The organism is Pseudomonas sp. GW821-FHT02B10 (genome assembly GCF_059421865.1).
Genome location: NZ_JBWKVU010000006.1, coordinates 12,670 through 34,543, shown reverse-complemented (window position 1 = coordinate 34,543; position 21,874 = coordinate 12,670). Strand labels below are relative to the sequence as shown.

The following is a 21,874-nucleotide window of genomic DNA, read 5'->3' as shown; positions in this document are numbered from 1 at the left end:
TTTTCGATCAACATGTCCGCCGCGAAAGCGAGCCCAGCGATCTCAACCAGTAAAAACCAACGCCTGCGGCACATCCACGTCCCACAACACGCCAGCATCCGCCAGTTCCACCTCGACAACCTGCCCCGCGGCAAACAATGGCCTGGCTCCCCGATCCCCGGAAAGACCCTGCAACGCCTGACCAAAGGCCGCGCCAAAAGCCACCGGGTGACCATAGGCCCCCTTATAAACAGGCACCCGGATCATTTGTTCGCCCAGTTCCCGCACCACGCTCTCGATACTCGACGGCAGGATAAAGGGCATATCTCCCAGCACCACCAGCCAACCACTGGCATCGGCGCAGGCTGCGACGGCGGCCGCGAGGCTGTCGCCCATGCCCGGCGAATCCAGAAGCATCACCTGGCAGCCATAGGCTTCGGCCAAGGCAATCACCTCGGTACGGTCCGGCGTTGTCACCAGGATTCTACAGGCCAGCAGTGCGGGCAAGTTCCTCAGGACCTGCTCGACTACCGGCCTGATCACCGCATCTCGTCCCAGACATGGAGCCAGCAACTTGTCTTGCCCGCCCCCCGCCGCCTGTCGGAAACGACTGCCCTGCCCCGCGGCCAGGATGACCGCGCACAGCGACTCGCTCACGCGCTCACCTGCGCAGCCACTTGGGGCGGCTTTTTCTGCAACAGGTCGATGCCGTTCTTGATGGCAACGATCTCCGACATCACCGACAGGGCAATCTCCGCCGGTGTATGGCTGCCGATATGCAGGCCGATGGGCCCGTGCAAGCGTTCGATGGCCTGCGGCTCCAGCCCCAGCTGGGCCAGATTCTCCCGACGCTTCTGACTATTGACCCGAGAGCCCAGCGCCCCGACGTAAAACGCCCGGGAATTGAGCGCGGTCAACAGCGCCATGTCATCCAGCCTGGGGTCATGGGTCAGCGCGACAATGGCCGTACGCTCGTCAGTCTCGATATTCAGCACCGCATCGTCCGGCATTCCCGGCACAAAACGCCCGTGCTGCTCTTCCCAACCGTAGACAAACTCCTTGCGCGGATCGCAAATCAGCACTTCGAAGTCCAGCAGCCGCGCCATTTCCGCCACATACCGCGACAACTGCCCGGCGCCGATCAGCAACAGCCGCCAGCGCGGGCCATAGATCGCCCGCAGGGTGGTGTCATCGCAGCTCAGCACATCGGTCTTGCTGGCCGGCTTTAGCAGCACTTCACCGCTGCTCAGGTTCAACTCCCGGGCGACGATTTCATGCGCCTCGCAACGAGCCAGCAGTTCCGCGACCCAGGCCGGGTCGCCAACCCGCTCCTCGGTCAGGCGCAAGGTGCCGCCGCACGGCAGGCCAAAACGCGCGGCCTCCTCGCGGGTCACGCCATAGGTCACCAACTGTACTGGCGGCCCGTCCAGAGGCAGGCGGCCATCGTGCAAACGGGCGATCAGGTCGTCCTCGATACAACCGCCCGAGACCGAGCCGATCACCATGCCGTCTTCACGCAAAGCCAGCATGGCCCCCAGTGGCCGCGGCGCGCTGCCCCAGGTCTGGACCACGCTGTACAAGGTCACGCGCTGCCCCGCGCGGCGCCATTCCAGCACGCTGCGCAGGACATTCAGGTCGACGCTGTCCATCAGGCCTTGCCCGCCTGTTGCCAGCCCTGCAGCTGGTAACGCACCGGCAGGTTGCGGATGCGCTTGCCGGTGGCGGCAAAGATCGCGTTACACAGGGCCGGCGCGATCGGCGGCACGCCCGGCTCACCGACACCACCCAACGGCACATCGCCCGGTGGCGTCACCAGATGCACGGCCACTTCCTTCGGTGCCAGGGACATGCGCGCCACTTCATACATATGGAAGTTGTCCTGCTGGACCTTGCCGTCCTTGAAGCTGATCTCGCCCACCACCGCATTGCCCAGTCCCATCACACAGGCGCCCTCGAACTGCGAGCGGATACGCTCGGGATTGATCTGCGGACCGCAGTCCACGGCGATATCGGCCTTGTGCACGATCAAGGTGCCATCATCCTTGACCTCGACTTCGATCACCGCCGCCACGTAAGTGACGAAACTGTAATGCACCGCCAGCCCCAGGCCGCGGCCCTTGGGCTGGCTGCGACCCCAGCCCGCCGCCTTGGCCGCCGTCTCCAGCACGCCACGCATACGGGCGGTGTCGATCGGGTAACGCTCCGGCGACTCACCGTAGTTCCACTCTTCGCTCAAGGTCCGTGGGTCGATCTGACGATCCGGCCCCAGCAGCTTGAGCTGGTACTTCAATGGGTCCTGACCCGCCTTGTGAGCCAGCTCGTCGACAAAGCTCTGGATGGCGAAACCGTGGGGGATGTTCGACACCGAGCGATACCAGCCAACCCGGGTATGCGCAGCGGCCTCGGGGTTTTCCAGGCGCACGTTGGGAATCGCATAGGCCAGGTTGGTAAAGCCCATGCCCAGTTCGAAGGCGGCCTCATGGTTCATGCCCGGGGCGAACAGCGCGGTGATGCTCGGCGCCACGGTGCGGTGCAGCCAGCCGGACGGCATGCCGTCCTTGTTCAGGCTGGCCTTGAGGTATTCCGCCGACACGGTGTGGAAGTAGGAGTTGTGAATATCGTCTTCGCGGGTCCATTGCACCCGTACCGCCTTGCCCGGCACTTCCTTGGCGAGGATCGCCGCCTCGAGGATGAAGTCGGGCTTGGATTTACGCCCGAAACCACCGCCGAGCAAGGTGATGTTGACCGTCACCTTGTCGAAGGGAATGCCCAGGCGCTCGGCAATACGTTCGCGGGTCACCTGTGGCGCCTGGCTCGGAGCCCAGGCTTCGCACTGGCCGTCCTGGAAGCGCGCCACGGCGACCATCGGCTCCATCGGCGCCTGCGCCAGGTGCGGCAGGTAGTAAGAGGCCTCCAGGCTGCTGTCGGCGCTGCTCATGGCGTCGTCGATATTGCCAGTGCTGCGCACTACCTTGCCGGGCTTGAGCGCCGCGGCTTCCAGCTCCTTGCGGTAGGCAATCGAGTCGTAGCCGGCGTTGACGCCATCGTCCCACTCGATCTTCAACGCATCGCGACCCTTGATCGCTGCCCAGGTATTGCTGGCGATCACTGCCACGCCGCCCAGCGGCTGGAACTCGGAAGGCAGCGGACGACTGTCGATCTGCACCACCTTGATCACGCCCGGCACCTTCAGCGCCGCGCTACCATCGAAGGATTTGACCTTGCCGCCATAGACCTGTGGGCGTGCAACCGTCGCGAAGAGCATGCCGTCGAAATGCACGTCGGCGCCGTAGACCGCCTGGCCATTGACGATATCCGCACCATCGATGGCGCGGGTGCCCTCCTTGCCGATGTAGCGGAATTCGCTGGGTTGCTTCAGCCGCAGGCTGTCGCGGGCCGGCACCGCCAGGGCGCTCGCCGCGGCGGCCAGGGCGCCGTAGCCCAGTTCACGGCCGCTCGGCTGGTGGACCACTTTATGCAACTGCGCCCGGCACTCGGCCAGCGGGACTTTCCATTGTTCGGCCGCTGCCTGTTCGAGCATGGTCCGCGCCGCCGCACCGCAGCGCCGCATCGGCTCGTACCAATGGCGCATGCTGCGCGAACCGTCGGTGTCCTGGTTACCGAACAGCGCCTCGTCGCCCGGCGCCTGCTTGACCTTCACCAGCGCCCAGTCGGCCTCCAGTTCGTCAGCGACCACCATGCTCAGGCTGGTACGCACACCCTGGCCCATTTCCGAACGGTTGCAGAGCACGGTCACGCTGCCGTCGGCGGCGATGCTCACGTACACCTTGGGATCATCGACCCAGCCGTTGGGCATGCCGTCGGCACCGAACTTCTTCTCTTCGGCGAAAGCGTCCTGCCAGCCCCAGCTGGCCGCCAGCACCAGTGCGCCGGTGGCTCCGACGCCTTTGAGAAAACCGCGGCGGCTGAGGTTGCTCAAGGCAAAATCATTCGGCAGCTGGCTCATGCCTTGGCCTCCTTCAGGTGGGTGGAGGCCTGGCGGATCGCCGTCTTGATCCGGTTGTAGGTGCCGCAGCGGCAGATGTTGCCGACCATGGCGGCTTCGATCTGTTCGTCACTGGGGTTGGGGTTGACCTTGAGCAAGGCAGTGGCCGACATGATCTGCCCGCCCTGGCAGTAGCCGCACTGGGCCACCGCGCTGTCCAGCCAGGCCTGCTGCACGGCTTTGCCGACTGGGTCGCTGTGCAGGTTGTCGATGGTGCTGACGTTCTGCCCGACCACCGAGCCGATCGGCGTGATGCAACTGCGCGCCGGGGCGCCGTCGATATGGATGGTGCACGCGCCGCACAGGCCCATGCCGCAACCGAACTTGGTGCCGTTGTAGCCCGCCACGTCGCGGATAGCCCAGAGCAGCGGCATGTCCTCGGTGACATCCAGTGGGTGATCTTGACCGTTGAGTTTCAGGGTAATCATGGGCACGCCCGCATATTTTCCGTTTATGGGGTCGAGCAATCTGCCGTTGAGTACAACGACTTGCAGGAGCAGATCGACTCAGGCTAATGGGCTCTCTTATGAAGACGGGGAGTCTTCACCGGGCCTTTGGGGGTACAAATAGTTGCATTGTTAGCAGGCTAAGTTAAGCCGCAATTAACAAAAAAGCCTTGCAGGGTGTGAACCCGTGCAAGGCTTTGCTGGCGCGTCTTGAGCTTAGCTCAACAGGCTCAATAGAGATTGGGCTCCATCTCCAGCTGAACATGGAAGCGCTCGGCAATATCCTGCTGGATCCTTCGTGCCAGGCTTAACAGCTGCAAGCCCGTGGCACCGCCATAGTTGACCAGCACCAGCGACTGCAAACGATGCACCCCGGCATCGCCATCGCGAAAGCCCTTCCAGCCCGCCTGTTCGATCAACCAACCAGCGGCCAGCTTCACCTGCCCGTCCGCCTGTGGATAACCCACCAGCCCCGCATGCCGCTGCCTGATCTCGGCCGCCAGCGCAGCGGACACCACCGGGTTTTTGAAGAAACTGCCGGCATTGCCCAGTACCGCCGGGTCCGGCAGTTTTTCGCTGCGGATGCTGCAAATGGCGCGACTGACATCGCTGGCCGTCGGCTGCTCGATGCCCTGCTCGCTCAAGCGCTGGCGCACCGGGCCATACTCCAGGTGCAGATGCTCGCTGCGGGCCAGGGCAAAACGCACCCGCAGAATCAGCCAGCGGCCAGCCTCTTGCTTGAACAGGCTATCGCGGTAGGCGAACTGACATTCCTCCAGGCTGAAATCGCGCAACTCGCCGCTCTGCCGATCCAGTGCGGTCAGGCCGGCGAACACATCCTTGATCTCGACCCCGTAGGCACCGATGTTCTGCATCGGTGCGGCGCCCACAGTCCCCGGAATCAGGCTGAGGTTTTCCAGGCCGGACAAGCCCTGTTGCAAGGTCCACTGCACGAAGGGATGCCAGGTTTCACCCGCTTCGGCTTCGACTACTACCTGCTGGCCATCGTCGCTCAGCAGACGAATGCCACGGGTACTCATGTGCAAGACCAGCGCTGGAATATCCGCGGTCAGCAGCAGGTTGCTGCCGCCGCCAATCACCAGCAGCGGCAGTCGATGCTGCGCCGAACAGGCCAGCGCCTCACGCACGTCAGCGTCGCTGTGGACCTCGGCGAACAGCTGCGCGCGCACATCGACGCCGAAGGTGTTGAAGGGCTTGAGGGAAACCTGGGACTGCAGATGCAAGCTCATAGCCGCCCCTTCAGCTCGATCACCAGCCGGTCGCTGGCGTACTCGATCAAGTCCAGCACCTGCTCGAAACCTTGTTCACCGTCGTAGTAAGGATCCGGCACTTCGTCCACCGCCGCCTCGTAGCGGCGCAGGAACAGGTCCAGCTCGGCCTTGCCCTGGGCCGGCTGCAGCGTCTTGAGGTTGCGCAGGTTGCTCTCGTCCATGGCCAGGATCAGGTCGTAGCGAGCAAAGTCCGCGCTGCTGACTTGCTGCGCGCGCTGGGCCGACAGGTCGTAGCCGCGCAACAGCGCCGCGCGCTGGCTGCGCTTGTCCGGCGCCTTGCCGATGTGCCATTCGCCGGTGCCCGCGGACGCGACTTCGACCCGGTCGGCCAGCCCCGCTTCACGTAACTTGTGGCGCAGTACGCCCTCCGCCGTCGGCGAACGGCAGATATTGCCCAGGCAGACAAACAGAACCCGCATCAGGCCTCCAGCAGGCGACGAATGCGCTCAAGGTCTTCGGCGGTATCGACACCACCAGGCGGGGCTTCCAGGGCATCGGCGACATGGATACGCACGCCGTGCCACAAGGCCCGCAACTGCTCCAGCGACTCGGTGTTCTCCAGCCAGCACGGGCCCCAGCTGACGAAGTCATGCAGGAAGCCGGCGCGGTAGGCATAGATACCGATATGGCGGCGATACGGCACGCCTTCCGGCAGCAGGTCGCGATTCTTCGCAAAGGCGTCGCGCGCCCACGGCAAGGTGGCGCGGCTGAAGGTCAGGGCCAAACCATTGATGTCGCTGACCACCTTGACCACGTTCGGGTTGAACAGGGTCTCGAGGTCTTCGATCGGCTCGGCCAGGGTGGCCATGCTCGCTTCAGTGTGGGCGGCCAGGTTGGCGGCCACCTGGTCGATCACCGCCGGCGGGATCAACGGCTCGTCGCCCTGGACGTTGACCACGATGGCGTCCGCGTCCAGGCCCAATTGGCTGGCGACTTCCGCCAGGCGATCGGTACCGGAGTTGTGGTCCTCGCGGGTCAACACCGCTTCGGCACCGAAGCCCTGGCAAGCCTCGACGATTCGCGCATCATCGGTCGCTACCACCACACGCTGGGCGGCGCTCTTGCAGGCCTGTTCCCAGACGTGCTGGATCATCGGCTTGCCGGCGATCATCTGCAGCGGTTTACCCGGCAGGCGGGTGGAGGCGAATCGGGCTGGAATGACAACGGTAAAGGCTGTGGTCATTTATCCAGGCGCTCGTCGGTGCTGAGGGTGCGGGCTTCGCTTTCCAGCATGACCGGGATGCCATCGCGAATCGGATAGGCCAGGCCGGCGCCCTTGCTGATCAGCTCGGTCTTGTCGGCGCTGAGCTTGAGCGGTCCCTTGCAGATCGGGCAAGCGAGGATATCGAGCAATTTGGTGTCCATGAGAATTCCCTGGATAGAAGCGTTAAGGCAGAAGACGAGCGGGCAACAGGCGCATCAGCTGCGTATCGAACCAGGCCACGAAGGCCGGGGATGGCACAGCATCCACCGCCAGGTACCACCAGTCGGGAGCCGCGAAGGCACGGCACTTCACCGCATCCTTTTCGGTCATGACCAGCGGCAACGCCGGGGTGAAACTCAGCGCCTGCGCGCTGTATTCGGCGTGGTCGGCGAAAGCATGCGGGACAGGCTGCCAGTGTAGCGTTTCAAGGGTAGTGAAGAAACGTTGCGGATTGCCGATACCGGCCACCGCGTGCAATGCCTGCCCCGGCGCGAAGTGCTCAAGCCCGCGGCGTTCGCCGCTTTGCAGATTGACCAGGGCGGTGGGCAGCAGGCGAAAGGCGAAGCCATCCTCGCGATCGTCGCTGGCGCCGTTGTAGAGCACTGCGTCGACGCTTTGCAGGCGCTCGACCGGCTCGCGCAGCGGCCCGGCCGGCAGGCAACGCCGGTTGCCCAGCCCGCGCGCGGCGTCGATCAGCACCAGTTCGAGGTCGCGGGCCATGCGGTAATGCTGCATGCCGTCGTCGGAGAGAATCAGGTCCAGCGGCTCGGCGGCCAGCAGGGCTCGCACGGCGCGACTGCGATCGGGATCGATCATCAGCGGCACGCCGCTGCGCTGGACGATCAGCAAAGGCTCGTCGCCGGCGACAGCGGCGCTCTGCTCGGCGGTGACCCGCCATGGCCACTGCGGCGGCTTGGCGCCGTAACCACGGCTGACCACGCCGACCCGCAGCCCGCTGCGCTGGCAATGCTCGATCAGCCACAGGATCAGCGGCGTCTTGCCGGTACCGCCCACGGTGATATTGCCGACCACCACCAGCGGCACCGGCGGCTGGTAAACATTGCCCTCACCGGCCAGGAAGCGTTCGCGCTTGCGCACCACCACCCGGCGATAGAGCCACTCCAGGGGCTGCAGCAGTTTCAGCGCGGGATGGCCGTTGTACCAGGCAGCGAGCAAACGATCGGACATGGCCATCAGGGTGCTGGCGCCGCCTCGACGGTGGTCATGCGCAGATGGCTGAAACCGAGCTTGCCGGCAGCGTCCATCGCGGTAATGACGGCCTGGTGCTGGGCCTTGCCGTCGGCACTGATGGACAGCGGCAGGTTGGTGTCACCCGCCGACTCCTTCTGCAAGGCTTCGATCAGGCTGCCCAGGTCGCTCTTGGGCAGCACCTGGTTGTTCACCGAAAACACCCCGTCGGCGCTGATGGCGATATCCAGCTGCTTGGTCTGCTGGTCTTCGGCCGGCGAGCCGCTGACGGCCTCCGGCAACTCGACGCGCAACTGGGTTTCCCGGGTAAAGGTGGTGGTCACGACGAAAAACAGCAGCAGGATAAACACCACGTCGATCAACGACGCGAGGTTGATATCGATGGTTTCCCGTGGCTTGCGGCGGAATTTCACGCTTTGCCCTCGGCCAGATCGACGTCGCGGTCGCCCTGCACCACTTCGACCAGCTTGATGGCTTCCTGCTCCATACCCACCACCAGCTCATCGACCCGGCGTTGCAGGAAACGGTGGAAGAACACCGCCGGGATACCGACCATCAGGCCGGACGCGGTGGTGATCAGCGCCTTGGAGATACCACCGGCCAGCACCGCGGCGTTGCTGGTCATGCCCGAGCCCATGAACGAACTGAAAATATCGATCATGCCCAGCACCGTACCCAGCAAGCCCAACAGCGGCGCCATGGCGGCGATGGTGCCGAGGGCATTGAGGTAGCGCTCCAGTTCGTGGATGACCCGGGCGGCGGCTTCCTCGATGCACTCTTTCATGACCTCGCGGCCATGCTTGGAGTTGGCCAGGCCGGCGGCCAGGATCTCGCCCAGGGGCGAATGGGCGCGCAGTTCCTTGAGCTTGTCCTTGTTCAGCTGTTTGTCCTTGATCCAGCGCCACACCTGGCCCAGCAGATGAGGCGGGGTGACGCGGCTGGCCCGCAGGGTCCACAGACGCTCGGCAATGATGCCGACCGCGACAATGGAACTCAGAATGATCGGCAACATCATCCAGCCGCCGGATTTGACCAATTCCCACACAGTGACAGTCCCCTCGAAAAAGTGCGCCACTCTAACATAGGGGCCGAATGCACCGAAGAACCTGATGTCGCATGCCTTCAGGCTTTAATAACTCTCGGTTATTTAAGGAGATAGTGGCCATTTGCGCCAAAAGCGCCGCTGTGCCCGCAGGCTCGTCGGTTCGGTGTAGGTGCCCAGCATCAACCGTAGCGCTCCTTGCTCCGCGCTGTCGTAAATGGCGGTCCCTTGCTGGCGATAACGTTCGACGACCTGCGGGTGCGGATGCCCGAACCCATTGCCGTGCCCACGGGAAATCAGCACCACCGAAGGCGCAAGGGCCTTGAGCAGGGCCGCGGACGACGAACTGCGGCTGCCATGGTGCGGCGCCTGCAACCAGTGGGTCTCGACGGCCAGCGGGGTATCCAGTAAGGCGCGCTCGGCCAGGGCATCGATATCCCCCGTCAGCAGCAAACGCTCGCCCTGGGCCTCGACCTGCATCACGCAGGACTTCTGGTTACCGTTCTGCGCACCTGCCCATTGCCACAGGGAAAAACGCACCCCGTCCCATTGCCACTGCTCACCGCTGGCGCAAGGCTCTGCCGGTAAATGGGCCGGCAAACCCTCGGGATCGCCGCTGACCAGCCTGGCCACCGGCAGGCCGCGCTGGATGGCGTCGGCGCCACCGGCATGATCGGCATCGGCGTGGCTGAGCAGCATCAGGTCGAGGCGCGCGACGCCCAGCTTGCGCATGGACGGCAGCACTACCCGCGCGCCCAGGTCGGAGTCGCCAAAACGCGGACCGGCGTCATACAGCATCGCGTGCTCGCGAGTCCGTACCAGCACCGCCAGGCCCTGCCCGACATCCAGCTGCCAGACTTCCGCCTCGCCATATGGCAGCGTGTTTTTCGGCGGGAACACCACCAACAACAGCATCGGCCAGCCCAAGGGACGCAGCGGCACGCCCGCAGGCAGCAACAGCAGCAAGGCTCCCAGCGCGCTGATGCTCCAGGCCCAGAGCGGTATGGCCGGCGCTATCCACGCCGGCCACTGGGCAGCCAGCAGGGTCAGGCCGCGGAACAGCAGGTCCAGCAAGCCACCGGCCAGCCAGAGCAAGCCTTCGCCCAGGTAAGGCACCGCCAGCAACAAGGTGCCGAGCAACGCCGGCGGCAGCACCAGCAGGCTGATCCAGGGTTCCGCCAGCAGATTGGCCAGCGGCCCGCTGAGACTGATGGGCAACCCCAGCGCCAGCAGCACCGGGCACAGGCCGATGGCGATCAACCATTGAATACGGGTCCAGGACTGCCACCAGCGCCAGCCTCCCAGGCGCCCGCCGAAGACCAGGATCAACACCGCCACCGCGGTAAAGGACAGCCAGAACCCTGGTTGCAGGCTGGCCAGCGGCTCGAACAACAACACCGCATTCAATGCCAGCAGGAACGGCCACCAGGCGCCCAGGTGGCGAAAGCGCAGACGCCAGATCAGCACCAGGGCAACCATCACGCAGGCACGGCGCACCGGCACATCGAACCCCGCCAGCAACCCGTACCCCAGGGCCGAGGCGAACGCCAGCCCGCAGGCCCAGGGCAGCCAGGGCCAGCGTCCGGGCCACAGGCCGTAACGGGCCAGCCCCGCCACCAGGGCGTACATCACCGCGGCCAGCAAGCTGATGTGCTGCCCGGAAATCACCATCAGGTGCACGGTCCCGGTGTCTTGCAAGACACGCCAGTCTTCCTGGCTCAAGCCCGAGCCGTCGCCCAGTACCAGGGCCGCCAGGCCGCCGGCGCGCCCATGGGCATCGACTTGCAGCAAGCGCTGGCGAATGCGCGCACGCCAACTCTCCCGGGTGGCGGCCAGCAATTGCCCATCCTTGACCGTACCCGTGGCGCCGATGCGCTGGGCCAGCAACCAGGCCTCGTGATCGAAGGCTTGCAGATTGACCAGGCCGGCAGGTCGCTTGAGCTTCACCGCCAGGCGCCAGCGTTCGCCGCTGTGCACCGGCGGCCCGCCATACCAGGCCAGGCGCAGGCGTTGCGGGATCCGGCCGCGCCGCGCCCGCCCGTCTTCCAGCTCGAAACGCACCAGCCCCTCGGCCTGCTGCGGCAACCCCACCACTCGACCTTCGAGCCAGCGAGTCTGCCCGTCGAGTGGTTCCGCCAAACGATCATCCAGCGCCGATTGCGCGCTGATGCAGGCCCACGCCAAGCCCAACAGAAAAAGGGCCAATGGATAGGTGCGAAACGGTAGCAGCATCAAGGCCACTACCGGCAGCACTGCCAGCCATCCGATCGCTGGCAGCGCCGGCAAAAAGCGCAGGCTCAAAAGCCCCGCCGCAAACGCCAGCATCCCTGTGCGCATAAGCCCGTCCTTGAGCAGTTTTTGAGTGTTGCCACTCCTTGGCTTAGCTCAGCGGACCGGGGGCCGGCTTTATCATTTGTCACAAAGTCTGAATGGGCGCCTTCTAGAATCCGGGCATACTTGCCGCTTGAACTGACCGAGAAGCCTTATGCCCCGGCGCCTATTCAAACGTTACATGCCAGATCCGACCAGCATCAGGGAACACAAGTCCTTACGCTTTCTTGGCACGTTGCTGCATGACCCCAACCTCTGGCACCTCAACCGGCACTCCGTGGCGCGCGCCATGGCGGTCGGCCTGTTCGCGGCCTTTATGCCGATCCCGGCGCAAATGCTGCTGGCAGCCGTGCTGGCCATTTCTGTGCGCGGCAACATGCCGATTGCCGTGAGCCTGGTCTGGCTGACCAATCCGATCACCATGCCGCCGGTGTTCTTCTGCACCTATCAGGTCGGTGCCTGGTTGATGAACGTACCCGCCCGGACCCTGCCCGACGAGCTGACCTGGGAGTGGATCAGCGGCGAACTCTCGACCCTTTGGCAACCGTTCCTGCTGGGCTCGCTGGTGGCTGGCCTGGTGCTGGGCGCCCTCGCCTATTGCCTGACGATGCTGTACTGGCGCTGGTGGGTCAGCCGGCAATGGCGCCGCCGCAAGCAGAGCCGGCTGTAGAAACGCAAACGGCCTCCCGAGGGAGGCCGTTGTCGTTTCTGCGCGGGCTTACTGGCGCATGCCGCGACCGCTGACCAGCAGGCGGGCACAACCGAAGTACAGGACCACGGTCGCCACCAGCATGAAGGTAATGGCCACGCTGATCTGGATGTCGGAAACCCCGAGGATGCCGAAACGGAAGGCGTTGACCATATGCAGCACCGGGTTGGCCAGCGACACCGTCTGCCAGAACGGTGGCAGCAGGGTGATGGAGTAGAACACCCCGCCCAGGTAGGTCAGCGGGGTCAGCACGAAGGTCGGGATGATCGAGATATCGTCGAAGTTGCGCGCGAACACCGCGTTGATAAAGCCCAACAGCGAAAAGATCGTCGCGGTGAGGACCACCACCAGCAAGGTGATGCCCAGGTGATGCACCTGCAGGTGGGTGAAGAACAGCGACAGCAGGGTCACGATCACGCCCACCGCCAGCCCCCGCAGGACACCGCCCAGGGTGTAGCCGATGAGGATGGTGTGCGGCGACACCGGCGACACCATCAACTCCTCGATGGAGCGCTGGAACTTGCTGCCGAAGAAACTCGAGACCACGTTGCCGTAGGAGTTGGTGATCACCGACATCATGATCAGGCCCGGCACGATGTACTCCATGTAGGTGAAACCACCCATGTCGCCGATCTGCCGGCCGATCAGGTTGCCGAAAATCACGAAGTACAGAACCATGGTGATCGCCGGCGGCAGCAGGGTCTGCGGCCAGATCCGGGTAAAACGCCGGACTTCGCGATAGACGATGGTGTTGAGCGCGACAAGGTTGGGCCGTAGCTCGGAACTCATACCGCCACCTTCGACAGGTTTTTCTCCACCAGGGACACGAACAGCTCCTCAAGGCGATTGGTTTTGTTACGCAGGCTCAGCACTTCGATGTTCTGCTGGGCCAACTGGCTGAACAGCGCGGTGATGCCCACGGCTTTGTCGACCTGGACTTCCAGGGTGTGGCTGTCCAGCAGTTTGCTTGGATAACCGATCAGTTGCGGCGCCACCTTCAGGTCGGTCTTCAGGTCGAGCAGGAAGGTTTCCACATGCAGCTGGCTGAGCAACTGACGCATGCTGGTGTTCTCGACGATGGTGCCGTGGTCGATGATGCCGATATTGCGGCACAGCTGCTCAGCCTCCTCCAGGTAATGGGTGGTGAGGATGATGGTGATGCCTTTCTGGTTCAGCTCGGTGAGGAAGGTCCACATCGAACGGCGCAGCTCGATGTCCACGCCGGCAGTCGGTTCGTCGAGGATCAACAGGCGCGGCTCGTGCACCAGGGCGCGGGCAATCATCAGGCGGCGCTTCATGCCGCCGGACAGCGAGCGCGACGGCACATCGCGCTTGTCCCACAAGCCGAGCTGGGTCAGGTACTGCTCGGCCCGCTCCTTGGCGACCTTGGTCGGGATACCGTAGTAACCGGCCTGGGTCACCACGATGTCGAAGGTTTTCTCGAACTGGTTGAAGTTGAATTCCTGTGGCACCACGCCGATGCAACGCTTGAGCGCGGCGGGCTCGCGGTCCAGGTCATGGCCGAAGACATTCACCGTGCCGCTGGTCTTGTTGACCAGGGTCGAGAGGATGCCGATGGTGGTGGATTTGCCGGCACCGTTAGGGCCGAGCAAGGCGAAGAAGTCACCTTCGGCGACATCCAGATCGATACCACTCAGGGCCTGGAAACCGTTGCCGTAGGTTTTGGTTAGCTGCCGGATGGACAGAGCGGAACTCATATCGGATTTACGCACCAAGAAGGGAGAACATTATAAGTAAGGGCGGACCGCCTGCATTGCAACGGCGCCGGATACACCCAATGGTGCTTGCCGACGCCGCACAAGTACAGTCACCCGTATTGATAGTCAGTATTAAGTCAACGCGGTCATCACCGCCTTGCGGTAGGCCGGACGCTGTTGCAGGCGAACGTACCAGGCTTGCAGATTAGACAATTGCGGGCGCTCGATGGGCATTTCGAACCAGGCATAAATGAAGCTGCCCAGAGGGATATCGCCGATGCCGATTTCCTCGCCGGACAGGTAGGGATGTTCGGCCAGGGCCTGGTCGACCACGGCCAGCAGTTCGCCGCAGCCGTTCAGCGCGGCATTGATCTTGTCCCAGTCCTGCTGCTGTGCCGGCGTGCGCAGCACACCCCAGAACAGGTGCCGGAAGGGTTCGGCGAAAGTCGAGGTGGTCCAGTCCATCCACTTCTCGGCCGAAGCCCGCGCCTGTACATCGCTCGGGTACCAGGCCGTGCCGGCGGCATAGCGCGCGGCGAGATAACGCACGATGGTGTTGGACTCCCACAGCACAAAGCCGTCGTCCTCGATCAGCGGAATCCGCCCATTGGGATTCATCGCCCGATATTCCGGGGTATCCACCACACCGAAGGCACCACCGGCATCCACCGCTTCGTAGGTCAGCCCGAGCTCTTCGGCGCACCACAATGCTTTCCTGACATTCGACGAGTTTTTCCGACCCCAGATCTTCAGCATGACCGCTCCTCAGTGATGAATGCCGAGGCAGTCTACGCCGGATCAGACCTGACTCAAATCACTCTGCATGTCGCCCAGCAGCAACGGCATCTGCTCGGCGAACAGATGCGGATAACACTTTTCCAGGTGTTTGAAGAAGAAGGTCTCGGGGACGTCGGCGAATTGTCCGTGGTCCAGCACGTATTCCATCATCTGCTCGCCCTGGCGATTGAACGGGTGGAACACGCTGTCATGGCGGCCATCGAACTCCAGTGGCGCTACATCGTACATCTCGCAGAGTTTCCGGTTGAACGCCGGCGTGGCCTTGACCCAGCGTCCTTGCAGGTACAGCTCGGTATAGCCGTGCATGGCAAACACATCACTGCGCAGCAACTCCAGCAAACGCGGGGTCGACAAGTGATTGCGCACGTCCGCCAGGCCGATCCGCGCGGCGATCCCGCAATGCCGCGCGCAGCCGGCAAGCAGGGTGGCCTTGGGCACGCAGTAACTTTCGCCAGTAGCCAGGGCATGGCTGCCACATAGGGTCTCGGGATCGCGACTGAAGGTGTAGGGGTTGTAGCGCACGGCCTCGCGCACCGCGTAATAGAGGTTCACCGCCTGCTCCAGCGGATCGCTGCTGGCGCCACGATGAGTTTCCGCGAACTCCACCACTGCGGGGTGGTCACTATCGATGAAGCGGCTGGGACTCAGGTACTCGTGCATGGGGATGATCTCCGAGTGAAGTCCCGAGTCTAACGACGGCCTCATCCCAGCGATAACGACGTTTCGGCCAAATATCAGAGGCTGCCGCTTCGAGCCTGACAAGATCGACACGCTGCTGACCCGATGCCTGACGTCTGCGTCCGCTTCTTCTTACCGCCGCAAGCGCACTGCCCTGTCACCCCTTTTGTCGGATGCCGACTAAGCTCTGTGGGTGATTTTGCCCCTGGTTTCACGGAGGATTAAATATGCTGTTGTTGTGGATACTGGTTCTGCTGGTCGGTATTGCCTACCTGGCCCACCGCCGCATTGCGCCCCTGCCCGCCCTGGGTGTGGTGGCCGTCTACCTGCTGGCCATGGGCGCCTTCAGCCGTGCACCGGGCTGGCTGCTGCTGATCTTCTGGGTATTGCTGGCCGCGGCGGCAGCCCCCTTGCTACTGCCCGACCTGCGCCGCAAGTACTTCAGCGCCCCGCTGTTCAGTTGGTTCCAGAAAGTCCTGCCACCGATGTCGCAAACCGAACGCGACGCCATCGATGCCGGCACGGTCTGGTGGGACGGTGAACTGTTCAGCGGCCGTCCGGACTGGGACAAGCTGCTGGCCTACCCGAAAGCGCAACTGAGCGAAGAGGAACAGGCCTTCATCGACGGCCCCACCGAAGAGCTGTGCGCCATGGTCAGCGACTGGCAGATCGGCCAGTCCATGGACCTGCCGCCCGCCGCCTGGGAGCACATCAAGCAACACGGTTTCTTTGCCCTGATCATCCCCAAGGAGTTCGGTGGCAAGGGCTTCTCCGCCTATGCCCACTCACAGGTGGCGATGAAACTGGCGACCCGCAGCGGCGACCTGGCGTCCACCGTGATGGTCCCCAACTCCCTCGGCCCGGCCGAACTGCTGCTGCATTACGGCACCGACGAACAGCGTAATCACTACCTGCCGCGGCTGGCCCGTGGCGACGATATTCCCTGTTTCGCCCTCACCGGCCCGCTGGCCGGTTCCGACGCCGGCGCCATGCCCGATACCGGAGTGATCTGCAAAGGCCAATGGCAAGGCGAAGAAACCCTCGGCCTGCGCCTGAATTGGGAAAAGCGCTACATCACCCTGGGCCCGGTCGCCACGCTCCTCGGCCTGGCCTTCAAGGCCTATGACCCGGACCATCTGCTGGGTGACGATGAAGACCTGGGGATCAGCCTGGCGCTGATTCCGACCGACACCCCCGGTGTGGAAATCGGCCGCCGCCACCTGCCGCTCGGCGCGGCCTTCATGAACGGCCCGAACTCCGGCAAGGACGTGTTCATCCCCCTGGACTTCCTTATCGGCGGCCAGGAAATGCTCGGCAAGGGCTGGATGATGCTGATGAACTGCCTGTCGGTCGGCCGCTCCATTTCCCTGCCGGCCGTCGGCACCGGCGCGGCCAAGTTCACCAGCCTGGTGACCGGCCAATATGCCCAGGTGCGTGAGCAGTTCAACGTCCCGCTCAATGCCTTCGAAGGTATCCAGGAAGCCCTGGCCCGCATCGGCGGCAACGCCTGGCTGATGGACAGCGCGCGCATGCTCACGGCCAATGCGGTCGACCTCGGGGAAAAACCCTCGGTACTGTCGGCGATTCTCAAGTACCACCTGACCGAGCGCGGCCGCGAATGCATCGGCCACGCGATGGACGTGCACGGCGGCAAGGCCATCATCATGGGCCCGAACAACTACCTGGGTCGCAGCTGGCAAGGCGCGCCGATCTTCATCACCGTGGAAGGCGCGAACATCCTCTCGCGCAACCTGATGATCTTCGGCCAGGGCGCCATTCGCTGCCATCCGTTCGTGCTCAAGGAAATGGCCCTGGCCGGTCGCGAAGACCACGATCAGGCGCTGGTCGAATTCGACGGCCTGCTGCTCAAGCACATCGGTTTTGCCGTGGGCAACGCGGCCAGCACCCTGGTGCTGAACCTGGGCCTGGGGCACTTCGAACAGGCGCCGGGGGACAAGCTCAGCCAAGGTTATTTCCGCGCCCTCAACCGCCAGGCCGCGGCCTTCGCCATGCTGGCCGACCTGAGCATGATGTTGCTGGGCGGCGAGCTGAAGCGTCGCGAACGCCTGTCGGCACGCCTCGGCGATGTGCTCAGCCACATGTACCTCGCCTCCGCCGCACTCAAGCGCTACCACGACCTGGATTCGCCGGAGCATCTGCGGTCGCTGTTCACCTGGGCCATGGAAGAAAGCCTCGGCCAGTCGGAACGGGCCCTGGACGAACTGCTCGAGAACTTCCCGAACCGGGTGCTGGGTTGCCTGCTGCGGGTGGTGGTCTTCCCGTTCGGCCGCCGTCACAAAGGTCCGTCCGACCAGCTGGACGCCGAGGTCGCCGCGATCATCGGCCGGGCCAAGGGCGACCCGACCCTGGAAGAGCTGCTGGCCGGCTGCTACCGCCCACAATCGGCGCAGGACCCGGTCGGCGCCCTGCAACACGCCTTCGACTTGTTGAGCGCCAGTCACCCGCTGCAGAAAAAACTGCACGAGGCGCTGAAAAGTGGCCAGGTCAAACCGGTGGCCGGCGAGCATGCCATCGACGCCGCGCTGGAGGCCGGCGTGTTGCAGCCAGTCGAAGCCCAGACCCTGCGCGAGGCTGAAGCCGCCCGCCGCAAAGTCATCGATGTCGATGACTTCGCCAAGGAAGAGCTGACCCTGAGCGAAGGGAAAACCCGCTAAGACGCAGGACCGTCAGGCGGATTATGAAACCGGGCGCGGGAGCTATATACTCCCGCGCCCGTTTTGCTGTTGAGGACTCATGTCATGTCCAACGTCGTCGCCGATCATCTCGTCCTGCTCGACCATTTGCGCAGTATCCTGGTCGCCGTGGGTGAAGCCGAGCAGGTTCCCGAAGAAAGCCATGCCTTGTTCCTGGAACGCTTCGACGAACTGCGCGCCTCGCTGCCGATCGACCCGATTGAAAGCCAGTACCTGGGCCAGGATCTGCTGTGCCAGGTGATGCAGCGTTATCCACAGGTCGCCCATCTGGTACCGCGCGACCTGCTGTGGTTCTTCGCTGGGGATTGCCTGCATTACATGCCCGACGAGGAAATCGACCTGTACCAGGCGCTCGAAGAGCGTCGCTACGAGGCCGAGCAGAATGATGAACCGTTCGACTGGAACCAGGAAAAGCAGCTGCTGGCGCTCTCCGCCCAGGACAGCAAGCACTGAGTCCGGCCCGGACACTACAAAGACCCGCACGGTTGAACCGGCGGGCCTTTTTTCTACCCATGAGCGGCTGGCTCAACCCGCGCCATCGCCTTCGGGCTGTTCGTAGCCTTTCGCCTCCTGCTTGCCCTGCCGGCTCAAGGTCGGCTCCTTGGCCAGGCACTCCACCAGGTAATCGATGAATACCCGCAGCTTCGGCGGCAGGTAACGGGTTGGCGAATGCAACAGCCAGGCACCGCCATGGTAGGAAGCGAGAAACGTCCAGTCCGGTAGAACCTGCACCAGCAAGCCCTGCTCCAGGGCATGCCGCGCGGTGAAGTACGGCAAGCTGCCGATGCCGATATGCTCCAGCACCGCCCCCAGCCGTACCCCAGTGTGATTGGCCGCATAACGCCCACGCACACCAACCGTCACCGACTTGCTGCCCTTCTTGAACTTCCAGCGCGCATCGCTGGGGGTTTCACCCAGGTAAATACAACTGTGGTTGAGCAGATCGTGGGGATGGCTGGGCGTCCCGTGCTCGGCCAGGTACTGCGGCGTGGCGCACAGCATATGATCGATGGTCAGCAACTGGCGTCCGACCAGCCCCGCCGGCGGCCGATCGGTGATGCGGATGGCCAGGTCCACGTTGTCGTCGATCAGGTCGATGTTGCGATCTTCCAATAACAGCTCGACATCGACCTTGGGGTAACGCCGCAGAAACTCGGGCATGTACGGATGCACGACAAAACGCCCCACGGCCTTGGGCACGCTGACCCGCACCAGCCCTTCGGCCTCGTGGGTGAACTGACCGCTGATTTCCATCACCGACTTGGCGGCGCTGACCATCTCGCTGCAGCGCTTGAACACCTCCTCGCCCCCTTCGCTCAAGCGCAACTTGCGCGTGGTGCGTTGCAGCAAGCGAGTCGCCAGCGCCTTCTCCAGACGGGAAATGCTGCGGCTCACCGCCGACGGTGACGAGCCCAGCTGGCGGGCGGCTTCGGAGAAGCTGCCGACCTCGACGACCTTGACGAAAATCGCCATTTCGCCCAGCAGCGGAAGGGGAAGATTTATGCTCACAGCACAACAGTCCTTTGAGGTTTGAACGGATTATCACGCAATTCCGCCGCGCCATATAATTAAAAAAGGTATTTTAATAAGGGCACGGAATATGACGCTTCGCCTCTTTTTTCATAATGATGAACTCAAGGCCAACGTTGAAGTGCTCGAATGCACCCCGCAGGACAACGAATTCGCGGTGATCCTGCGTGCCACGATCTTTCATCCCCAAGGCGGCGGCCAACCCTGCGACACCGGCTGGATCGGCGAAAGCCAGGTGTTGCGCGTGGTCCAGGAACCCGAGCGAATCATTCATTACGTCAGCCAGCCAGTGCAACCGGGCATGGTCCAGGTCCAGGTCGATGAACAGCGCCGCCAGTTCAATACCCGCATGCACTCGGCCGGGCACCTGATCGGCCACTTCGGCGAAACTCGCGGCTGGGTCCCGGTCAAGGCTCATCACTGGCCTGGCGAGGGCCGCGTGTCCTTCAAGCCCGGGGACAGCCCGCAGGAACTCGACGTCGACAGCCTGCAGAGTGGCATCGATCACTGGATTGCCGCCGACCTGCCGCGCCTGGTCTCGCTGCGTGAAGGCTCGCGGGAAATCGGTTTCGGCGAGCTTCCCGCCTATGGCTGCGGAGGGACCCACGTGAAGCGCCTGAAGGAATTGGGCAACGTCACTATCGCCTCCCTCTCGCAGAAAAAAGGAATGCTTTCGGTTCACTACCACGTGGACTGATTCATCGGCGGTGTCGCCTTGCACATCACGCGACGCATCGCCTGACACAGGGGAAACCCGCGTGCGCGGGTTCGACGATTATCGGATAGAGGGATCTGCAGATGATGCTTGACGTCGAGCGTCTCGATGAGACGTGCATAAAGAAACTGGCCCAGGAACAAGTGCTCGCCCTGCGCATCAAGAATTTCCTGCCGCACACCCAGGCGATCCAGCTGGGTGACAAGATTCTCGCTCCCGGCTTCGAGGGCTACATCAATGCCCCCAGCATCGGGCGGATCGGTATGGCGTTTTATGAGGCGGAAAACCAGCCGCTGTTGATCGAAGACTATTTCGAACGCGCCACCGCCAACATCGCCGAACTGCGCACGCGTTGCGCGCCCTACGCGTCTCCCGTCGACACCCTGCGCTGCATGCTCGACGAGTCCTGGCCGGCCGGCGCCCACCTGGAAAACCTGTACGGGCGCAAGATGTACGTTGGCCTGTCGCGGGTGGTGAAACCCGGGGTGTGCTTCCTTGCCCATCACGACATTTTCGCCAAGGACGCCCCCGACAGCTTCCAGGCCCACAGCCTGGAGGCGCAGTTCGCCTGCAACCTCTACCTGAACATGCCCGACGCGGGTGGCGCCCTGCAGATGTGGAATCACGATATTTCCCCGGACCAGTTCGACGACATGCGCGGCGACAGCTACGGCATCGATCCCGCCCTGCTCGGCACACCCTCGCTGGAGATCCGCCCGGAGCCTGGGGATTTCATCATGTTCAACTCAAGGCGCATGCACGCAGTCACCCCGGGGGTGGCCAACCCGCGCCTGAGCCTTTCCTTTTTTGTCGGCTATCGCGGCAGCTCGTCCCCCCTGACCTTCTGGAGTTGAAATGCTTTCCAACTATCTAGGCGAATTCCTGGCCCTGGCGACCATCCACTTTCTCGCCGTGGTGGCTCCCGGGCCTGACTTTGCCGTGACCATCCGCCAGAGCGTGCGCTTTGGCCGGGTGGTCGGGCTGTGCACGGCCATCGGTATCGGCGCGGGAATTTCCGTGCATGTGCTGTACACCCTGCTGGGGGTCGGAGCACTGATGCACACCACGCCATGGCTGCTGAACGTGGCCAAGGTGGTGGGCGGCGCCTACATCCTTTATCTCGGCGTTAGCCTGTTGCGCAGCAAACCCAAGACATCGATCGAGGGCAGCGACACGAACAACGATCAGGTGCAGCGGCAGACCTTGCCCAAGGCCTTCATGACCGGTTTCCTGACCAACGCCACCAACCCCAAGGCCACGCTGTTCTTCCTGGCGATTTTCACCACGGTGATCAGCGCCACCACGCCCCTCAAGGTGCAGGCGCTCTACGGTGTATGGATGTGTTGTGTGAACGCGCTGTGGTTCGTGATCGTCGCGCTGTTCTTTTCCAGCCCGAGGGTGCGCTTGCTGTTCATGCGCATGGGCCACTGGTTCGAGCGAACCATGGGAGTGATTCTGATTCTGTTCGCCGGGCGCCTGATCCTGTCGATGTAAGTCGCACCC

The 21,874-nt window shown here is 63.5% G+C and carries 23 protein-coding genes; 6 read left to right on the top strand and 17 right to left on the bottom strand.

The window, feature by feature from the left end; all coding sequences use genetic code 11:
- Positions 1-42: 42 nt before the first annotated feature.
- The 12 genes from AC07VU_RS15130 to AC07VU_RS15075 form a co-directional block, all read right to left on the bottom strand.
- Complete coding sequence (locus tag AC07VU_RS15130; protein ID WP_495030090.1) at positions 43-636, bottom strand: nucleotidyltransferase family protein; 594 nt, start codon at positions 634-636, stop codon at positions 43-45.
- Entirely contained in the window at positions 633-1,628 is a 996-nt protein-coding gene (locus tag AC07VU_RS15125) for an XdhC family protein (RefSeq protein ID WP_495030089.1), read from the bottom strand. The genes AC07VU_RS15130 and AC07VU_RS15125 overlap by 4 nt, the downstream gene beginning before the upstream one ends.
- Complete coding sequence (locus AC07VU_RS15120) at positions 1,628-3,946, bottom strand: xanthine dehydrogenase family protein molybdopterin-binding subunit (protein ID WP_495030088.1); 2,319 nt, start codon at positions 3,944-3,946, stop codon at positions 1,628-1,630. The genes AC07VU_RS15125 and AC07VU_RS15120 overlap by 1 nt, the downstream gene beginning before the upstream one ends.
- The gene (locus tag AC07VU_RS15115; RefSeq protein WP_274305990.1) at positions 3,943-4,413 is read right to left on the bottom strand and encodes a (2Fe-2S)-binding protein; all 471 of its coding nucleotides are present in this window, start codon (positions 4,411-4,413) and stop codon (positions 3,943-3,945) included. The genes AC07VU_RS15120 and AC07VU_RS15115 overlap by 4 nt, the downstream gene beginning before the upstream one ends.
- A 248-nt stretch (positions 4,414-4,661) precedes the next feature.
- Positions 4,662-5,681 (bottom strand): UDP-N-acetylmuramate dehydrogenase, encoded by a 1,020-nt coding sequence (gene murB / locus AC07VU_RS15110; RefSeq protein ID WP_495030087.1) that lies wholly within the window; start codon positions 5,679-5,681, stop codon positions 4,662-4,664.
- Entirely contained in the window at positions 5,678-6,142 is a 465-nt protein-coding gene (locus AC07VU_RS15105; RefSeq protein ID WP_274305988.1) for a low molecular weight protein-tyrosine-phosphatase, read from the bottom strand. Before AC07VU_RS15105 ends, murB begins: the two co-directional genes overlap by 4 nt.
- Positions 6,142-6,906: a 3-deoxy-manno-octulosonate cytidylyltransferase gene (gene kdsB, locus AC07VU_RS15100; RefSeq protein ID WP_495030086.1), complete on the bottom strand. Its 765-nt coding sequence runs from the start codon at positions 6,904-6,906 to the stop codon at positions 6,142-6,144. Before kdsB ends, AC07VU_RS15105 begins: the two co-directional genes overlap by 1 nt.
- Positions 6,903-7,088, bottom strand: coding sequence for a Trm112 family protein (locus AC07VU_RS15095; protein WP_007931663.1), 186 nt, complete (start codon positions 7,086-7,088; stop codon positions 6,903-6,905). Before AC07VU_RS15095 ends, kdsB begins: the two co-directional genes overlap by 4 nt.
- 22 nt (positions 7,089-7,110) lie before the next feature.
- Complete coding sequence (lpxK, locus tag AC07VU_RS15090) at positions 7,111-8,121, bottom strand: tetraacyldisaccharide 4'-kinase (RefSeq protein ID WP_277588169.1); 1,011 nt, start codon at positions 8,119-8,121, stop codon at positions 7,111-7,113.
- Entirely contained in the window at positions 8,121-8,549 is a 429-nt protein-coding gene (locus AC07VU_RS15085) for an ExbD/TolR family protein (RefSeq protein ID WP_277588168.1), read from the bottom strand. The genes lpxK and AC07VU_RS15085 overlap by 1 nt, the downstream gene beginning before the upstream one ends.
- Positions 8,546-9,181, bottom strand: a complete 636-nt coding sequence (locus AC07VU_RS15080; RefSeq protein WP_007931657.1) for a MotA/TolQ/ExbB proton channel family protein — start codon at positions 9,179-9,181, stop codon at positions 8,546-8,548. Before AC07VU_RS15080 ends, AC07VU_RS15085 begins: the two co-directional genes overlap by 4 nt.
- Before the next feature lie 102 nt (positions 9,182-9,283).
- A complete protein-coding gene (locus AC07VU_RS15075; RefSeq protein WP_495030085.1) occupies positions 9,284-11,515 on the bottom strand; it encodes a DNA internalization-related competence protein ComEC/Rec2 in 2,232 nt (743 codons plus the stop codon).
- A 148-nt stretch (positions 11,516-11,663) separates the two neighbouring features.
- Between AC07VU_RS15075 and AC07VU_RS15070 the strand changes: the two genes are divergently transcribed.
- Positions 11,664-12,179 (top strand): DUF2062 domain-containing protein, encoded by a 516-nt coding sequence (locus AC07VU_RS15070; protein ID WP_053260192.1) that lies wholly within the window; start codon positions 11,664-11,666, stop codon positions 12,177-12,179.
- A gap of 48 nt (positions 12,180-12,227) precedes the next feature.
- On the opposite strand, the gene AC07VU_RS15065 is transcribed toward AC07VU_RS15070, so the two are convergent.
- The 4 genes from AC07VU_RS15065 to AC07VU_RS15050 form a co-directional block, all read right to left on the bottom strand.
- Positions 12,228-13,007, bottom strand: a complete 780-nt coding sequence (locus AC07VU_RS15065) for an ABC transporter permease (RefSeq protein ID WP_007931651.1) — start codon at positions 13,005-13,007, stop codon at positions 12,228-12,230.
- A complete protein-coding gene (locus AC07VU_RS15060; RefSeq protein ID WP_007931649.1) occupies positions 13,004-13,936 on the bottom strand; it encodes an ABC transporter ATP-binding protein in 933 nt (310 codons plus the stop codon). Before AC07VU_RS15060 ends, AC07VU_RS15065 begins: the two co-directional genes overlap by 4 nt.
- 132 nt (positions 13,937-14,068) lie before the next feature.
- The gene (locus tag AC07VU_RS15055) at positions 14,069-14,692 is read right to left on the bottom strand and encodes a glutathione S-transferase family protein (protein WP_274305983.1); all 624 of its coding nucleotides are present in this window, start codon (positions 14,690-14,692) and stop codon (positions 14,069-14,071) included.
- Positions 14,693-14,734: 42 nt separating this feature from the next.
- Entirely contained in the window at positions 14,735-15,394 is a 660-nt protein-coding gene (locus AC07VU_RS15050; RefSeq protein ID WP_274305982.1) for a transglutaminase-like domain-containing protein, read from the bottom strand.
- 245 nt (positions 15,395-15,639) lie between these two features.
- Here AC07VU_RS15050 and AC07VU_RS15045 point away from each other — a divergent pair, with 245 nt between their 5' ends.
- Both AC07VU_RS15045 and AC07VU_RS15040 read left to right on the top strand, forming a co-directional pair.
- Complete coding sequence (locus tag AC07VU_RS15045; RefSeq protein ID WP_274305981.1) at positions 15,640-18,087, top strand: acyl-CoA dehydrogenase; 2,448 nt, start codon at positions 15,640-15,642, stop codon at positions 18,085-18,087.
- 84 nt (positions 18,088-18,171) lie between these two features.
- The gene (locus tag AC07VU_RS15040; protein WP_007931642.1) at positions 18,172-18,579 is read left to right on the top strand and encodes a PA2817 family protein; all 408 of its coding nucleotides are present in this window, start codon (positions 18,172-18,174) and stop codon (positions 18,577-18,579) included.
- Positions 18,580-18,651: 72 nt separating this feature from the next.
- On the opposite strand, the gene AC07VU_RS15035 is transcribed toward AC07VU_RS15040, so the two are convergent.
- Positions 18,652-19,635 (bottom strand): LysR family transcriptional regulator, encoded by a 984-nt coding sequence (locus tag AC07VU_RS15035; RefSeq protein ID WP_009042832.1) that lies wholly within the window; start codon positions 19,633-19,635, stop codon positions 18,652-18,654.
- A gap of 91 nt (positions 19,636-19,726) precedes the next feature.
- Between AC07VU_RS15035 and AC07VU_RS15030 the strand changes: the two genes are divergently transcribed.
- From AC07VU_RS15030 to AC07VU_RS15020, 3 genes are all read left to right on the top strand, one after another.
- On the top strand, positions 19,727-20,353 hold the full coding sequence (locus AC07VU_RS15030; RefSeq protein ID WP_007931638.1) for an alanyl-tRNA editing protein: 627 nt from the start codon (positions 19,727-19,729) through the stop codon (positions 20,351-20,353).
- A 101-nt stretch (positions 20,354-20,454) separates the two neighbouring features.
- Positions 20,455-21,225, top strand: coding sequence for a 2OG-Fe(II) oxygenase (locus AC07VU_RS15025; protein ID WP_062823195.1), 771 nt, complete (start codon positions 20,455-20,457; stop codon positions 21,223-21,225).
- Between the two features lies 1 nt (position 21,226).
- Positions 21,227-21,865 (top strand): LysE family translocator, encoded by a 639-nt coding sequence (locus AC07VU_RS15020; RefSeq protein ID WP_009042830.1) that lies wholly within the window; start codon positions 21,227-21,229, stop codon positions 21,863-21,865.
- Positions 21,866-21,874: the final 9 nt, after the last annotated feature.

Bases quoted from the DNA above. Each gene is read 5' to 3' on its own strand.
- AC07VU_RS15125 (WP_495030089.1), bottom strand. From the start codon at position 1,628: ATGGACAGCGTCGACCTGAATGTCCTGCGCAGCGTGCTGGAATGGCGC.
- AC07VU_RS15120 (WP_495030088.1), bottom strand. From the start codon at position 3,946: ATGAGCCAGCTGCCGAATGATTTTGCCTTGAGCAACCTCAGCCGCCGC.
- AC07VU_RS15115 (WP_274305990.1), bottom strand. From the start codon at position 4,413: ATGATTACCCTGAAACTCAACGGTCAAGATCACCCACTGGATGTCACC.
- murB (WP_495030087.1), bottom strand. From the start codon at position 5,681: ATGAGCTTGCATCTGCAGTCCCAGGTTTCCCTCAAGCCCTTCAACACC.
- AC07VU_RS15105 (WP_274305988.1), bottom strand. From the start codon at position 6,142: ATGCGGGTTCTGTTTGTCTGCCTGGGCAATATCTGCCGTTCGCCGACG.
- kdsB (WP_495030086.1), bottom strand. From the start codon at position 6,906: ATGACCACAGCCTTTACCGTTGTCATTCCAGCCCGATTCGCCTCCACC.
- AC07VU_RS15095 (WP_007931663.1), bottom strand. From the start codon at position 7,088: ATGGACACCAAATTGCTCGATATCCTCGCTTGCCCGATCTGCAAGGGA.
- lpxK (WP_277588169.1), bottom strand. From the start codon at position 8,121: ATGGCCATGTCCGATCGTTTGCTCGCTGCCTGGTACAACGGCCATCCC.
- AC07VU_RS15075 (WP_495030085.1), bottom strand. From the start codon at position 11,515: ATGCGCACAGGGATGCTGGCGTTTGCGGCGGGGCTTTTGAGCCTGCGC.
- AC07VU_RS15070 (WP_053260192.1), top strand. From the start codon at position 11,664: ATGCCCCGGCGCCTATTCAAACGTTACATGCCAGATCCGACCAGCATC.
- AC07VU_RS15065 (WP_007931651.1), bottom strand. From the start codon at position 13,007: ATGAGTTCCGAGCTACGGCCCAACCTTGTCGCGCTCAACACCATCGTC.
- AC07VU_RS15060 (WP_007931649.1), bottom strand. From the start codon at position 13,936: ATGAGTTCCGCTCTGTCCATCCGGCAGCTAACCAAAACCTACGGCAAC.
- AC07VU_RS15055 (WP_274305983.1), bottom strand. From the start codon at position 14,692: ATGCTGAAGATCTGGGGTCGGAAAAACTCGTCGAATGTCAGGAAAGCA.
- AC07VU_RS15050 (WP_274305982.1), bottom strand. From the start codon at position 15,394: ATGCACGAGTACCTGAGTCCCAGCCGCTTCATCGATAGTGACCACCCC.
- AC07VU_RS15045 (WP_274305981.1), top strand. From the start codon at position 15,640: ATGCTGTTGTTGTGGATACTGGTTCTGCTGGTCGGTATTGCCTACCTG.
- AC07VU_RS15040 (WP_007931642.1), top strand. From the start codon at position 18,172: ATGTCCAACGTCGTCGCCGATCATCTCGTCCTGCTCGACCATTTGCGC.
- AC07VU_RS15030 (WP_007931638.1), top strand. From the start codon at position 19,727: ATGACGCTTCGCCTCTTTTTTCATAATGATGAACTCAAGGCCAACGTT.
- AC07VU_RS15025 (WP_062823195.1), top strand. From the start codon at position 20,455: ATGATGCTTGACGTCGAGCGTCTCGATGAGACGTGCATAAAGAAACTG.
- AC07VU_RS15020 (WP_009042830.1), top strand. From the start codon at position 21,227: ATGCTTTCCAACTATCTAGGCGAATTCCTGGCCCTGGCGACCATCCAC.